14 protein-coding genes are annotated in these 13458 nt (G+C 71.7%); 8 read left to right on the top strand and 6 right to left on the bottom strand.

Annotated elements, in window-relative coordinates:
• The 3 genes from ABD785_RS39125 to ABD785_RS39115 form a co-directional block, all read right to left on the bottom strand.
• Positions 1-1018, bottom strand: a 1018-nt coding sequence (locus ABD785_RS39125) for a hypothetical protein (RefSeq protein ID WP_344839305.1), incomplete at its 3' end; no start/stop codon positions are given.
• Positions 1019-1063: 45 nt separating this feature from the next.
• Complete coding sequence (locus tag ABD785_RS39120; RefSeq protein WP_344839304.1) at positions 1064-2239, bottom strand: pentapeptide repeat-containing protein; 1176 nt, start codon at positions 2237-2239, stop codon at positions 1064-1066.
• A gap of 26 nt (positions 2240-2265) precedes the next feature.
• Positions 2266-3189 (bottom strand): hypothetical protein, encoded by a 924-nt coding sequence (locus ABD785_RS39115; RefSeq protein ID WP_344839301.1) that lies wholly within the window; start codon positions 3187-3189, stop codon positions 2266-2268.
• A gap of 97 nt (positions 3190-3286) precedes the next feature.
• Between ABD785_RS39115 and ABD785_RS39110 the strand changes: the two genes are divergently transcribed.
• From ABD785_RS39110 to ABD785_RS39090, 5 genes are all read left to right on the top strand, one after another.
• Positions 3287-4564: a glycoside hydrolase family 1 protein gene (locus ABD785_RS39110; protein ID WP_344839298.1), complete on the top strand. Its 1278-nt coding sequence runs from the start codon at positions 3287-3289 to the stop codon at positions 4562-4564.
• Between the two features lie 95 nt (positions 4565-4659).
• The gene (locus tag ABD785_RS39105; protein WP_344839295.1) at positions 4660-5037 is read left to right on the top strand and encodes an SCO5389 family protein; all 378 of its coding nucleotides are present in this window, start codon (positions 4660-4662) and stop codon (positions 5035-5037) included.
• A gap of 97 nt (positions 5038-5134) precedes the next feature.
• On the top strand, positions 5135-5908 hold the full coding sequence (locus ABD785_RS39100; RefSeq protein ID WP_344839292.1) for an SDR family oxidoreductase: 774 nt from the start codon (positions 5135-5137) through the stop codon (positions 5906-5908).
• A 108-nt stretch (positions 5909-6016) separates the two neighbouring features.
• On the top strand, positions 6017-6781 hold the full coding sequence (locus ABD785_RS39095; protein WP_344839289.1) for a crotonase/enoyl-CoA hydratase family protein: 765 nt from the start codon (positions 6017-6019) through the stop codon (positions 6779-6781).
• Between the two features lie 214 nt (positions 6782-6995).
• Positions 6996-7550: a hypothetical protein gene (locus ABD785_RS39090; protein ID WP_344839286.1), complete on the top strand. Its 555-nt coding sequence runs from the start codon at positions 6996-6998 to the stop codon at positions 7548-7550.
• Positions 7551-7563: 13 nt separating this feature from the next.
• Here the strand turns inward: ABD785_RS39090 and ABD785_RS39085 are convergent, their stop codons facing one another.
• On the bottom strand, positions 7564-8694 hold the full coding sequence (locus ABD785_RS39085; RefSeq protein WP_344839283.1) for an epoxide hydrolase family protein: 1131 nt from the start codon (positions 8692-8694) through the stop codon (positions 7564-7566).
• 61 nt (positions 8695-8755) lie between these two features.
• Between ABD785_RS39085 and ABD785_RS39080 the strand changes: the two genes are divergently transcribed.
• Together ABD785_RS39080 and ABD785_RS39075 are read left to right on the top strand one after the other, a co-directional pair.
• Positions 8756-9718, top strand: a complete 963-nt coding sequence (locus ABD785_RS39080; RefSeq protein ID WP_344839280.1) for a helix-turn-helix transcriptional regulator — start codon at positions 8756-8758, stop codon at positions 9716-9718.
• 171 nt (positions 9719-9889) lie between these two features.
• A complete protein-coding gene (locus tag ABD785_RS39075) occupies positions 9890-10708 on the top strand; it encodes a S1C family serine protease (RefSeq protein WP_344839277.1) in 819 nt (272 codons plus the stop codon).
• Between the two features lie 129 nt (positions 10709-10837).
• Here ABD785_RS39075 and ABD785_RS39070 read toward each other — a convergent pair whose 3' ends face one another.
• Positions 10838-11632 carry an oxygenase MpaB family protein gene (locus tag ABD785_RS39070; RefSeq protein ID WP_344839275.1) on the bottom strand — a complete coding sequence of 265 codons (795 nt, stop codon included), beginning with the start codon at positions 11630-11632 and terminating at the stop codon, positions 10838-10840.
• 211 nt (positions 11633-11843) lie between these two features.
• On the opposite strand from ABD785_RS39070, the gene arfB reads away from it, so the two are divergent.
• Positions 11844-12272: an alternative ribosome rescue aminoacyl-tRNA hydrolase ArfB gene (arfB, locus tag ABD785_RS39065; RefSeq protein ID WP_344839273.1), complete on the top strand. Its 429-nt coding sequence runs from the start codon at positions 11844-11846 to the stop codon at positions 12270-12272.
• Positions 12273-12334: 62 nt separating this feature from the next.
• Here the strand turns inward: arfB and ABD785_RS39060 are convergent, their stop codons facing one another.
• Positions 12335-13291: a hypothetical protein gene (locus tag ABD785_RS39060; RefSeq protein WP_344839270.1), complete on the bottom strand. Its 957-nt coding sequence runs from the start codon at positions 13289-13291 to the stop codon at positions 12335-12337.
• Between the last annotated feature and the right edge of the window lie 167 nt (positions 13292-13458).

Here is a 13458-nt window from a genome sequence, read left to right as displayed (position 1 = left end):
CGGCCCTCAGCCCGGCCAGCGGGGGCCCGCGCCGCCGCCGAGCGGGCGGAGCGCTGCCGGCGAGCCACTCCCGGACGCGCAGATGGGCGAGTTCGGGCGGCTCGGGGGCGTTGCGCCCGCGCCGGCGGGCCGGCGGGGCGAGCGCGGTGAGCTCGGCGACGAACGCCTCCAGCAGCCGCGACTCGACCTGGAGCCGGGTCGCCAGATCGCGCACCTCGCCGAGCCGCGACGGCACCCGCCGGGCCACCGCCACGAACAGCGGGGTCGACAGCGCCTGCCCGACCGGCCCGCCGAGCCGGTCGTGGAGCTGCTCCAGCTCGGGGAACGGGGCCAGATCCCCCGGGACGACGGGCAGCAGCGTGAAGACCGGGGTGTCGTGGAGCGTCGGGCAGCCGTCGCGCAGCAGCCCGGTGAAGTCGGCGGGACGGCAGGTCAGCACCACCGGGCGGGCGGTGCCGATCAGCCGGTCCAGTTCCAGGACGGCGCGGGCCCTGATCCGCTCGGGGATCGCGTCGAGGCCGTCGAGGACCGGCAGCAGCAGCTCGGACTCGAGGAGCCGCTGCGGGACGTCGCGGCGGCCCCGGTAGCAGCGCCCGGCGAGGGTGCCGACGATCCAGCCGGGCAGCGACTCGGTGACCGGGTCCCAGCCGTCCAGCGGCAGCAGGACCGGGACCGCCCGGCCCGGACGGCGCGCCGCCAGCAGGCCGCGGGCCAGCATCCGGGCCATCGAGGTCCGGCCGGAGCCCGGCTCGCCGATGATGACCGTCCGCTTCGCCGGGATGGCCCGGAACTGCCCGGTGATCCGCTGGACGGTCCGGTCGTCGTCGACGCCCGCGAAGGCGCGCCGCTGGGGAGTCATGACCAGGCCGGACGACACGTCCACGACGGGGCGCGTCGTGGTCTCCCATCGGACCGGGACCGCGAGCGGCTCCATGTCCGGAATTGAAATGATGGCGGCCAGTTCGTCGGCGAGTTCCGTCGCGTCACGGCCGCATTCCCGCCCCCGAGAAATGCGCATTGCCCGAGCGTAGGAGGGCCTTCATGATTCTTTCCGGCGAAGTCGCTAACCGTGGTGCGCGAGGCGGTTCACGGGATGCCCGGTGGTGGCCGAGACCACGACGATCGCGACGATGAGGACGGCCGCGAGGACCGTCGCGGTCGCCGCGGTCCGCCCGGCGCGCAGCCCGTAACCGGACGTGGCCCAGCAGAGGGCGAGCATCGCCCGGTCCCAGCGGCTCTCCTCGGACTTGCGGCGCAGCTCCAGCGCCCGGTACCGCAGCGCCCTGGCCTGACCGGGGTCGTCGCTGGCCGCGGCCAGGCCGAGATAGAGGTCGGAGACGTCCTGGCCCGCCTCGCCGGGCGCCCCACCGGCGAAGGTGCAGCCGCTCAGGCTGAGCTCGCCCAGATCGGGGGAGTCGGCCGAGGCGAAGCCGCAGGAGTCCAGGTGAAGGGCGTGCAGCGCGGTGCGGGTGCTGGTCACGCCGGGCAGGAGCGCCGAGGCGGCCTCGACGACGAGCTCCTGGGCGGTGAGCGAGGTCAGGTCGGCGGGGGTGCCGGGCAGGCGCAGGCGGGCGGTGCGGAAGACGGCGTCACGGGCCGTCACGGAGGACGCCACCGCGTCGATCTTGACCGAGCGCGCGGCACGGGAGGCGTCGAGGCCGAGCCGGCCGCCGGCCGTCAGGGGGCCGAGCCAGGCCCGGTCGCGGAAGCGCGCCCGGTCGAGCAGCAGATGGCGGCCCACCCGGGCGCGGCGGAAGGACAGGACCGAGCGGAAGTGGGCGTCCTGCATGAGGGCGTCGCGGTGGAAGGCGGAGTGGTCGAAGTCGGCGGCGCCGCCGAACCACGCCGACTGGAAGGACGCGTCGGACTCCCAGACGGCGCCGGTGAACAGGGCGTCCCCCTCGAAGGAGGTCTCGGTGAAGCAGACGTGCCGCCCGAACCGCGCCTCGAAGAAGGAGACGTTGCCGAGGAAACGGGCGCGATGGAAGGAGACATGGCCGGTAAAGGCCGCGCCGAAGAAGGTCGTCGGGCCGCGGAAGCGGGCTCCGTCGAAGGAGACGTCGCCGTCGAAGCGGACGCCGTTGAGCGCCACCCCTTCGAACGTCGCGTTCTCGAACCAGCACCGGCCCAGCCGGACGGTGCCGTCGGGGGCGGTGGCCGACGCGCGGATCGACGCCCAGAGCGCCGTGTCCACGACGGTGCCCCGCAGGTCCAGCTTGCCGCCGGGAGTGAGGTCCACGCCTGCGTTGTACCCCCGGGGAAACCTCACGGCATCTCGCGGAGGGTGAGACCGTAGTACTCGACCCGGTAGCCGTTCTGGCGCTGGGCGTGGTCCCCGAGGCCGAGCCCGCGCGGCGAGTCGACGCCGAGGGTGCGGGCGGTGTCGGCGAGGAGCTCCGCGAGGGCCTCGCCGTCGACCTGGCCGGGGTCCCAGGCGGTGGTCGTGTAGGGCATCTCGGTCCAGCGCTCGTGGACCGGAGGGCCCGGAAGCCAGCCCGGCGGGGCGTCGTCGCGCAGGCACGCGACCTCGAGCTGGTCGCCGCACAGGACGTCGAACAGGACGCCGTCGGGGCCGTTGACGGTGAACGACAGCTCGAAGTCCAGGGCCCAGGTGGCGGCGGGGAGCGTCCGGAAGAACGCGGCGGCGGCGTCCTCGAAGACCCGCCAGTCGTCGGTGGACCAGCCGCCGGGCAGGCCCAGCCCCCTGGTGGCCTCGTCCGGGCGGTAGGCGAAGAAGCCGCCGAGCGCGTGGTCGTCGCCGTGGCCCTGGCGCCAGTGCCAGCTCTCCATCGGGCTGCTGGGGAACAGCCACAGGTCGGGCCCGCCGGGGCCGGCGCGCAGCTCCAGGGAGTCGGGGCCGCGCCAGCGGGCGAAGTGGCTGCCGTCCTCGGGGAGCTCGGCGGAGAACGGTCCGGGGGAGCCGTAGGCGCCGAGGACGTGCGGATCGCCGAGCGCCTCGGTCAGGTCGGACAGGACCGCGCGGAAGGACTCGGCCCTGCCCCACGCGGTCTCCACGGGCCGGGCGGCCGGGAGATGGAGGCCGACGAAGAGCTCGCCCTCCGCGTCGCGGGACGAGCGGCGGTCGACGGGATGGAGGGTGGCGCCGGGGGCGAGGGCGGCGAGGCGGGCGGGATCACGCCAGCCACCGGTATCGGCTGAACGCAGGGACAGGGCGAGGTCGACCGTCACGATTTCGACCATAGCGGGCCGGATGAGGTCGCAACTCTGGTTCCGTGCGCCACTTCGGCGTACCTTCCGGGCACCGTGCTTGATGCGAGGAGGCCTCATGTACCGGGTCATGGTGCTCGTTCTGCTGGCGACGTTGCTGGCGGCAGGGCCCGCCGAGGCGACGTCGCGGTTTCCCAAGGACTTCCTGTGGGGGGTCTCGCTGTCGGGCTTCCAGTCCGAGGGGCATTTCCCGGACAGCAACTGGACGCGGTACGCCAGGAAACAGGAGAAGTACCGCAACGCCGCCGACTTCCGGCACCGGTATCCGGGGGATCTGAAACTGGCGCGCGGGCTGGGCGTCGGGGTGTTCCGGACGTCCGTGGAGTGGGCGCGGATCGAGCCGAAGCGCGGCAGGTGGAACTGGAAGGAGATCCGCTACTACGACGACCTGTTCCGGCGGATGCGGGCCGGCGGGATGCGTCCGATGATCACGCTGAACCACTGGGTGCACCCCGGCTGGGTGAGCGACCAGGGAGGCTGGTCGAGCAAGCGCACCGAGGCCGACTTCCAGCGGTTCGCGAGGTTCGTGGTCGGCCGGTACAGCGGGATGGGCGCGCTGTGGATCACCTTCAACGAGCCGAGCCAGTACATCTTCCACGAGGTCACCGACGGCGGGATGCCCGTCGCGAAGGTGCCGGTGATGCGGGCGGCGCTGGTCCGGGCGCACCGCAGGGCCTACGACATGATCCACCGGGTCGATCCGGGGGCGAGGGTCTCGACCAACGTCGCCTACGGGTCGGTGCTGAACGGTATCTCCGACGCGGCGGTGTTCAACGACGTCACCGACAAGCTCGACTTCATCGGCGTCGACTACTACTACGGCGCCAGCGTGGGCAACACCAGCGCCTGGCAGGCGGCGACGGGCGCGTTCTGGAACATCGAGTCCGAGCCCGAGGGCCTGTACTTCGTGCTGAAGAACTACCAGCGGCGGCTGCCGAGGCTGCCCGTCTACATCGTCGAGGCGGGGATGCCGACCGACGGCGGCAAGCGCAGGGCCGACGGGTACACGCGCTCCCAGCACCTGCGCGACCACCTCTACTGGGTGCAGCGGGCGATCGGGGACGGGGTCAAGGTGATGGGCTTCAACTACTGGTCGCTGACGGACAACTACGAGTGGGGCTCCTACCGGCCGCGGTTCGGGCTGTACACGGTGAACGTGCAGAGCGATCCGGCGCTGAAGCGGCGGCCGACCGACGCCGTGGCGACCTACCGGGCGATCATCGCGCGGCGGGGGGTGCCGTCGGGGTACATGCCGGTGAAGCGGCCCGCGTGGTGCTCCGTCGAGGACCCGGTCGCCACCTGCCTGGGGAGCGTCCCCACGCCGCCCGCTCCCTGACGTCGGGGGACACGCCGCCGAGCGACGGTGGAATGATAACGGTTTTCATGTCAAGGTAGGAGGCGACGGAACACCAACGCGGAGGGAAGTGCGTCATGTCGCTGAACGTCTCGAGTGAACTTCTGGGCCGGGCCATGCGGGGGGAGGTGGCGGACGCGGAGTTCGTCGCATGCGTCCGGGAGTCGCTGCCGTACGCGTGGGCGACCATCGCCGCGGTCGCGACCGGGGCGCAGGTCCACGGGTTCGCCGACAACCGGACGCCGCCGCCGTCCGAGGAGGCGCGGGGCCAGCTTCTGCGGGCGCTCGCGTCGGACGCCATGCGGGGGGCGCTGGAACGGCACTTCGGGGTGCGGCTCGCGTTCCAGAACTGCCACCGGGTGGCCGCCTTCACCGAGGAGGGCGAGCGTTACGAGCGGTTCGTCTCGCCACGCGCACAACTGCTGAACCAGTCGCCGGAACTTCGTGACTGCTGACTTCTCGTCCAAGGAGGGGGCCGGTTATTCTCGGGGTGCTGACCGCTCGGTAACATCGAGCCGAACCTGATTCGGTCTCTCTAGTAAGGTGCTGCTTATGGACGTCAACGGAGTATCCGCCGTCGTTTCCGGCGGTGCGTCTGGCCTCGGTGAGGCCTGCGCGCGTGAGCTGGCCGCGAAGGGCGCGAAGGTCGTCATCGCCGACCTGAACGAGGACAAGGGCAAGGCCCTCGCCGACGAGCTCGGCGGCGTCTTCGTCAAGACCGACGTGTCGGACGAGACCTCTGTCGCCGCCGCGGTCCAGGCCGCCGTCGACAGCGGAGCCCCGCTCCGCGTCATCATCAACAGCGCCGGCATCGGCTGGGCGACCCGGACCGTGGGCAAGGGCAACGTCCCGCACCCGCTGGACAGCTTCCAGAAGGTCATCCAGGTCAACCTCGTCGGTACCTTCAACCTGATGCGCCTCGGCGCCGCCGCCATCGGCGCGACCGAGCCCATCGACGGCGACGGCCTGCGCGGTGTCGTCATCAACACCGCGTCGGTCGCGGCCCTCGAGGGCCAGACCGGCCAGGTCGCCTACTCGGCGTCCAAGGGCGGCATCGTCGGCATGACGCTCCCGGCCGCGCGCGACCTCGCCGCGATCGGCGTCCGGGTCAACACCATCTGCCCCGGCATCATCGACACCCCGATCTACGGCGAGGGCGAGGCCGCGGACGCGTTCAAGGCCAAGCTGTCCGACCCGGTGCCGTTCCCGAAGCGCATGGGCAAGGCGAGCGAGTTCGCCCACCTGGCCCAGGCCCTCATCGAGAACGACTACATGAACGGCGAGACGATCCGCTTCGACGGCGGAATCCGCTTCCAGCCGAAGTAGGCCTCCAGCCGGAGCAGGCCGCGCGGGTCCCGCCTCGAGGGCGGGCCTGCCGGCCTGGACCACAGACCTCTCGCGGGCGTCGCCCGCTGTAGCTGAAAGGCGGAAACCGTGTCTGATGCGGTTCTGACCGAAGAGGACGGCGGCGTCCTCGTCATCACGATCAACCGCCCCGAGGCGAAGAACGCGGTCAACGCGGACGTCGCCGTCGGCATCGCGGCGGCGCTCGACGAACTGGACTCCCGCAAGGATCTGGCCGTCGGCATCATCACCGGAGCGGGCGGCACCTTCTGCTCCGGCATGGACCTCAAGGGCTTCCTGCGCGGCGAGAACCCGTTCGTCGAGGGCCGCGGCTTCGCGGGCATCCACGAGCGCCCCCCGACGACCCCGCTGATCGCCGCCATCGAGGGCTACGCCCTGGCCGGCGGCTGCGAGATCGCCCTGTGCGCCGACATGATCGTCGCGGCCTCGGACGCCAAGTTCGGCCTCCCCGAGCCCAAGCGCGGCCTCGTCGCGGCGGCGGGCGGCCTCATGCGCCTCCCGCAGCGCATCCCCTTCCACATCGCCATGGAGATCGCCCTCACCGGCGACTTCTACACCGCCGAGCAGCTGGCGGGCTTCGGCCTCGTCAACCGCGTCGCCGACCCGGGCAAGGCCCTCGAGACGGCCAAGGAACTGGCCGCCAAGATCGCCGAGAACGCCCCCCTCGCCCTCGCGGCGACCAAGCGCATCATCGTCGAGTCCCCCCAGTGGACCGAGTCCGAGAAGTGGAAGAAGCAGGGCGACATCACCCTGCCCATCTTCACCTCCAAGGACGCCCAGGAGGGCCCCGCCGCCTTCGCCCAGAAGCGCAAGCCCAACTGGTCCGGCGAATAACACCACCCCGCCGTCAGGCCGCGCTTCCCCCGAAGCGCGGCCTGACGCGTCCCCGGCGCAAGGTCCCAGGGCTCTGGAGCGGGGTTCGGCTTATGCTCGCGGGATGGTCGAGGTGAGGATTGCCGGGCGGTTCAACGGGCCCGTCGGCAGTGGGAACGGTGGGTATGCGAGCGGGGTGCTGGCGGGGGCGGCCGGGTTGGTGGGGAGGCCCGTCGTGACGCTTCGGGTGCCGCCGCCGCTGGATACCGCGATCTCGGTGGTGGCCGCCGAGACCGGGTTCGCGGCGATGGCCGGGGAGACGTGCGTCGCGACCGTCGTCGAGGGGGACGGGGGGCTCGGGGCGCCCGGGTTCGTCCCGTGGGAGACGGCGCTGGAGTGCGAGAAGGCCTTCGCGGGGGATGACGGGCATCCGTTCCCGACGTGCTTCGCGTGCGGGCCCGCGCATCCGACGGGGCTGCGCCTGCGGCCCGGGCAGCAGCCGGGACGGCCCGGGACGACGGCCTGCACCTGGATTCCGGCCGAGAGCGGAGACGGGATCGTCTGGGCGGCGCTCGACTGCCCAGGCGGCTGGGTCGACACCGTCGAGCGCGTGCTCGGGCGGATGTCGTGCGAGGTGTACGGGCGGCCCGAGCCAGGCGCCCGTCACATCCTCGTCGCCGACTCCGGGGCCCCGGACGGCCGCAAGCTCGCCGCCCGCACCGCGCTCTACACCGCCGACGGCGAACTCCTCGCGGCGGCCGCCCAGACCTGGATCGCCGTCCAGAGGTAGACACGCCCCGGGATCAGCGGATCGTCCGGAAGAAGGTGCGGAGGTCGGCGGTGAGGAGGGCGGGGGACTCGAGGGCGGCGAAGTGGCCGCCGGTGGGGTGGTCGGCCCATTGGGTGATCTTGTGGGTCCGGTCGGCGTAGCGGCGGACGGAGACGTCGCCGGCGAAGGCCGAGACGGCCGTGGGGGTGGTCAGGGGTGAGGGGTCCCAGGACGTGGCGTGCATGTTCTCGTAGTACATGCGGGCGGACGAGGCGGCCGTGCGCGTGAACCAGTAGAGGGAGACGTTGGTGAGGAGCCAGTCGGGGTCGATCGCCGACGTCGGGCCCGCCCACTCGTGGAACTTCTCGGCGATCCAGGCGAGCTGGCCCACCGGCGAGTCCGACAGGGCGTAGGCGAGGGTCTGGGGGCGCGTGGCCTGCACCTCGAAGTAGCCCCGGCCGTCGGCCTTGAACGCCGCCAGCCCGTCGAGGCGCTCGCGTTCCAGGTCGGTGAGCGTGGCGCGCTCGGCCTCGGAGACCTCGCCCTGGGGGATGAAGCCCCACGACGCCGCGTTGACGTGCACGCCCAGGCAGCCGGGGAAGCGGCCCAGCTCGGGTGAGACGAACGCGCCCAGGTCGCCGCCCTGGGCGCCGTAGGCCTCGTAGCCGAGGCGCCGCATCAGGACGTCCCAGGCGGCGGCCGTGCGGGTGGTGGTCCAGCCCGCCTCGCGGGTCGGGCCCGAGAAGCCGAAGCCGGGAAGCGACGGGATGACGAGGTGGAAGGCGTCGGCGGGGTCGCCGCCGTGGGCCGCGGGATCGGTCAGCGGGCCGATCAGATCGAGGAACTCCAGGTAGGAGCCGGGCCAGCCGTGCGTCAGGACGAGCGGGAAGGCGCCCGGCTCGGCGGAGCGGACGTGCACGAAGTGGATGTTCTGGCCGTCGATCTCGGTCGTGAACTGCGGAAGCGCGTTGAGCCGGGTCTCCCACGCCCGCCAGTCGTGGTCCGTCCGCCAGCGCTCGGCCAGGTCCCGGACGTATCCGAGCGGCGCCCCCCGCGACCAGCCGGTGCCGGGAAGCTCGTCCGGCCAGCGGGCGGCGCCGAGGCGGGCGCGCAGGTCGTCGAGGTCGGATCGCGGGACGTCGATGTGGAACTTCTGGATGCTCATGCCTGCCACGCTAGGGACCATTGCGGTCAGTTCCGGGCCGCGATGGAGGGAGACCGAGGGCATGGTGGGAACCTCTGCGCGGCTGCTGCGGCTGCTGGCGCTGCTCCAGTCCCGGCGGGACTGGCCGGGAGCCGAACTCTGCGAGCGGCTCGGGGTCGCGCCGCGGACCGTCCGGCGGGACGTCGGGCGCCTGCGCGAACTGGGTTACCCGGTCGACGCGACGCCCGGCGTGGCCGGCGGCTACCGGCTGGGCGTCGGCGCCGTGCTCCCGCCGCTGCTCCTGGACGACGACGAGGCGGTGGCCGTCGCGGTCGGCCTGCGCGGAGCCGGGACGATCGAGGGCATCGAGGAGACCGCGCTGCGGGCCCTGACCAAGCTGGAACGGATGCTCCCCTCCCGGCTCCGCCACCGGATCAGCGCCCTGCACGCCTACACCGTGACGGTGCCGGGCCCCGGACCGACGGTCGACGCCGACGTGCTGATCACCCTGTCGGCGGCCTGCCGCGACGGCCTCAGGCTGCGGTTCGACTACGCCGACCGCGACGGGGCCTTCTCCACCCGCGACGTCGAGCCGCACCGGATCGTCTCCTGGGGCCGCCGCTGGTACCTGGTCGCCTGGGACCTCGCCCCCGGGGACTGGCGGATCTTCCGGGCGGACCGGGTGCGGCCGCGCGTCCCGGCCGGGCCGAGGTTCACGCCGCGGGAGCCGCCCGAAGGCGATTTCCAGCGGTTCGTCGCCGGGCGCCTGGCGTTCTGGCCGATCGAGGCACGGGTGCGGGTGCACGCCCCCGCGGAAAGGATCGCCGGGCTCACGACCGCCGAAGTGATCATTTCTGATGACACGGGCTGCGAGGTGGCCCTGCGCGGGGACTCCCTTTCCGGGCTGGCCGTCGTCTTGGGCTTCCTGGGGGCGGAGTTTGACGTTCTGTCGCCTCCGGAGCTCCGCACGTACGTCGCTGAGCTGGGAAGACGTTACACTCGTGCAGCGGGGTCCTCCCGTTCCGGTGAATTTCCGGAAATGTAAGGGCCGGTTAAGTAAAGGGCATGTCAGTTTGTTTCTTTACCTACGCCAAGGGTGTGTTCAGGAATCTTTCATTTGCCCGGAGCATTCTTGTTTGTGGCGAGGGGATGACCTCCTCTCGGCACCGAGCAGAGAAATCTTTGGGGGAGCATGATGGACGCGCAGGAGACACGGGTGTACGGTCCGCAGCCGAACTACCGGATTCCGGTTCAGCGTCCGGGGCTCCTCTCGGCCCGCCAGAAGGTCGCCGCGACGGCGGCGGCGGTCGCCCTGGCCCTCGGCGGAGGGGCCGCGGGAGCGGTCGGGGCGGTCGCCCTCACCGGGTCCGAGGGCGGGATCAAGGCGCCCGTCACGGTCTCCGGGGTCTCCAGGACCACCTCGATCTCCGACATCGCCAAGGCCGTCCAGCCGGGCGTCGTGTCGATCAGCGCGGAGTCGGCCCGCGAGTCGGCCACCGGTTCGGGGGTCGTCCTGCGGTCCGACGGCACCATCGTGACCAACAACCACGTGATCGAGGGCGCGTCCCAGATCACGGTCAAGTTCAGTGACGGCGGCTCCGCTCCCGCGCGGGTCGTCGGCACGAGCCCCGGCAACGACCTGGCCGTGATCAAGGCCGAGGGCGTCACGGGCAAGACCGCGGTTCAGGTGGCGGACAGCGACAGCGCCGTCGTCGGCGACACCGTCGTCGCGCTGGGCAGCCCGCTCGGCCTGGACGGCTCGGTCACATCGGGGATCGTCTCGGCCAAGAACCGGACGGTCGCCGAGTCCGAGGGCGCCACGATCAAGGGCGCGATCCAGACCGACGCCGCGATCAACCCGGGCAACTCCGGCGGCGCCCTCGTCGACGGGACCGGCGCCCTGATCGGCATCAACACCGCGATCGCGACCACCGGTGAGGCCTCCGGCAGCATCGGCGTCGGCTTCGCGATCCCCTCGAACACCGTGAAGACGGTGGTCTCTCAGATCCTGTCAGGGAACTCCACCGGAGCCTGACGAAAGACTCGCGGCGGGCCCAGGGGGGCACTGGGGGGTGGAACCCTGGGTCCCGCCGCGACACCCGGCCCGTACGGCCGGCGCCATCCCCGTCGCGCCGCCGTACGGGCCTTCCTCATGTCCGGTGCCTCAGGTCCCGTACTTCCTGAGCCGGTGGCGGATCGTGGAGAGATAGTGGTCGCGCGGCGCCGTCCTGATCCTCAGGGGCAGCCGCGGATAGACCAGCCGCAGGACGTTCACCAGCACCAGGAACCGCCGCCGCCGGGCCCGGCTCCACTCCCAGCCGTACTGGGCGCGCAGCCGGGCGGGCATGAGCCCCGCCGTGAGCAGCCGGACCGCGGCCAGGGCGGGACGCTCGTACCAGGCGGCCCTCGGGTGGAGGACCTGCGTGGCGACGCTGCGGCAGGCCTCGGTGATCTGCAACGTGTCGAGCTGGTGCTGGTAGTAGGTGCGGAACTCGTCGAAGTCCTTGGGCTGGCGCTCGGCCGGGACGCCGAGGATCTGGGCGTAGACGCGGCTCTGCTGGTAGAACTCCTCGACCTCGTGGTCGGCGAGACGGCCGAAGAGCGCCTGGTGGAAACGGAGGGCGACGTCGAAGAGCGTCGCGCCGACCCAGATCTGCAGGTCGTGGTCGAGGGCGTCGTAGCCGGGCCCGTTGACCGAGGCGTGCATCCGGTTGGCGTACGCGCTGACCAGTTCGGCCTCCTCCCGGGTGCCGAACTGGACCGCGTAGAGCCACTCCATCGTGTGACGCAGCCGTTTGACCGGATCCCGGAACGTGTAGGAGTGGTCGTGGACGCCCTGCCCGACCCCTGGATGCGACGTCTGCAGGATCGACGCGACACCGCCCGCCGCGATCAGGATCCCCTCCCTGCCGACCCGCCTGATGACGTCCTGGTCCTCGAACAACCCCGAATCGCTCATGGGAGGCAGTGTAAGTAAGCACTTGCATGTGCACTAGTGATCCGAATGAGTGTGACGCGTACCACTTTCCACCGGAAAAGACGGTGCCTCAGCCTCTCAGCGCCCAGGCCAGGCTCGTCGTACAGGCGCAGGGCTTCTGCGAGAGCCGTGTGGCCTTGGAGTCAAGGAAATGGCTTCGACGGATGGGGCGGGGCGTGGCGATAATGGGGACATGTCCGCGACCGGCCCGCTTCCGATCAACGGCTCGGTCGAGATTCCCGAGGCCGAGCTGTCCTGGCGTTTCTCCCGCAGCTCGGGGCCCGGCGGGCAGAACGTCAACAAGACCTCCTCGGCGGCCGAGCTGCTGTTCGACCTCGCGGCCACCGAGGCGTTGAGCGAGACCCAGCGGGAACGCGCCCTCGAGCGGCTGGCGTCCCGTCTGGTGGACGGCGTTCTCACGATCCGGGCCGAGGAGTACCGCTCCCAGCTCCGGAACCGGGAGGCGGCGCGCGTCAGGCTCGCGGCCCTCATCCGGGAGGCGATCGCCCAGCCACCGCGCAAGAGGCGTCCCACCAAGCCCAGCAGGGGCGCGGTCGAGCGCCGCATCCAGGGCAAGAAGCACCGCTCCCAGATCAAGGCCTCGCGCAGAGGCGACTACTGATCACGGTCATACGGAAGAAGGGAGGGCCCGCGCAGGCGGGCCCTCCCTTTTCGTCGTTCGGGTCAGAGCGTGTCGGCGGGCTTCGGGGGCGACGGGATCTGGGCGGGGATCGGGTCGTCCTCGGTGAGCGGGCTCGGGACCGGGGCGGACAGCGGCTTGACCGGCTCGGACGGGCCGCCGACCGACAGCGGCGCCGGGGCGAGCGGTGCCGTGGGAGCGAGCGGCGCGGGCGCGGGGGCCTGCGGCGCGGGCGCGACGGCGACCGGGCGCGGAGCGGGGGCCGGGGAGGGAGCCGGGGCCGCGTGCTTGCGGAGCGGCTTCTTGTTGGTGGCGTCCTCGATCATCTTCTCGAGGGGGCCGGCCTCGTTCTCGGCGCGGAGCAGGGCGCTGAGGGTGTGGCTGATCTCCGTCAGGCGCTGCAGGGCCGAGCTGTGGTTCTTGGTCAGGTGGTTGAGGCGGTCGGTCGCGTCCTCGTTGATGACGCTCGCCCGGCGCTCGGCCTGGGTGAGGGTGCGCTCGGCCTCCAGCCGCGCCGAGGTGACGGTCTGCTCGGCCTCGTGCTTGGCGGAGGTGAGGACCTTCTCCGACTCGTTCTTCGCGGCGTTGAGGACCTGACCGGCCTTGTCCTGGGCGGAGGCGATGTCGCGCTCGGCCTGGCCACGGGCGTCGTCGACGATCCGGTTGGACTCCTTCTCGGCGTCCGTGCGGATCTGGGTGCCGTTGCGCTCGGCGTCGGCGATCTTCTCCTTGGCCTCGTCCTCGGCCAGGTTGATGATCTGGCGGAGCCGGTCGCTGAGGTCGTCCCCGGTGGGCTTGCGCGCCTCGCGGACCTCGGCCATCTCGCGACGGGTGCGCTCCACGTCGTCCAGAGCACGGGCCAGGCGGGCCTCGAGGTCCCGAACCTGGTTCTGATAGCGAATGATCATTTCGTCGACCTGACGGCGGTTGTAACCGCGCATCACGATCTCGAACTGCTCGTCTCGGAGGAGGTTGGGGAGGATCTCTGCTTCGTTGCTCATGATGCCTTTGTCGGGGGTCGGCCCCGTGACCGGGGGCTGTCGTCTCTGTGGGATCGGGGGCTGGGGTGGACCCCTGGGTACAGGTCTAGGTTGACTCTGGTCTGGTCTGACCTATTCGCGCAACCGGAACGTCGGTTCTCACGTCAATTCGTGACCGCCATAGCCGG

This window comes from Actinocorallia longicatena (assembly GCF_039534125.1).
In the GTDB taxonomy this organism is placed as follows: Bacteria; Actinomycetota; Actinomycetes; order Streptosporangiales; family Streptosporangiaceae; genus Actinocorallia; species Actinocorallia longicatena.
The sequence above is the reverse complement of the archived record's forward strand: the minus strand, read 5'-3'. Positions and strand labels throughout refer to the sequence as shown.

Excerpts from the sequence above, each read along its gene's own strand:
- ABD785_RS39100 (WP_344839292.1), top strand. The coding sequence starts at position 5,135 with ATGGACGTCAACGGAGTATCCGCCGTCGTTTCCGGCGGTGCGTCTGGC.
- ABD785_RS39110 (WP_344839298.1), top strand. The coding sequence starts at position 3,287 with ATGTACCGGGTCATGGTGCTCGTTCTGCTGGCGACGTTGCTGGCGGCA.
- arfB (WP_344839273.1), top strand. The coding sequence starts at position 11,844 with ATGTCCGCGACCGGCCCGCTTCCGATCAACGGCTCGGTCGAGATTCCC.
- ABD785_RS39060 (WP_344839270.1), bottom strand. The coding sequence starts at position 13,291 with ATGAGCAACGAAGCAGAGATCCTCCCCAACCTCCTCCGAGACGAGCAG.
- ABD785_RS39080 (WP_344839280.1), top strand. The coding sequence starts at position 8,756 with ATGGTGGGAACCTCTGCGCGGCTGCTGCGGCTGCTGGCGCTGCTCCAG.
- ABD785_RS39085 (WP_344839283.1), bottom strand. The coding sequence starts at position 8,694 with ATGAGCATCCAGAAGTTCCACATCGACGTCCCGCGATCCGACCTCGAC.
- ABD785_RS39070 (WP_344839275.1), bottom strand. The coding sequence starts at position 11,632 with ATGAGCGATTCGGGGTTGTTCGAGGACCAGGACGTCATCAGGCGGGTC.
- ABD785_RS39105 (WP_344839295.1), top strand. The coding sequence starts at position 4,660 with ATGTCGCTGAACGTCTCGAGTGAACTTCTGGGCCGGGCCATGCGGGGG.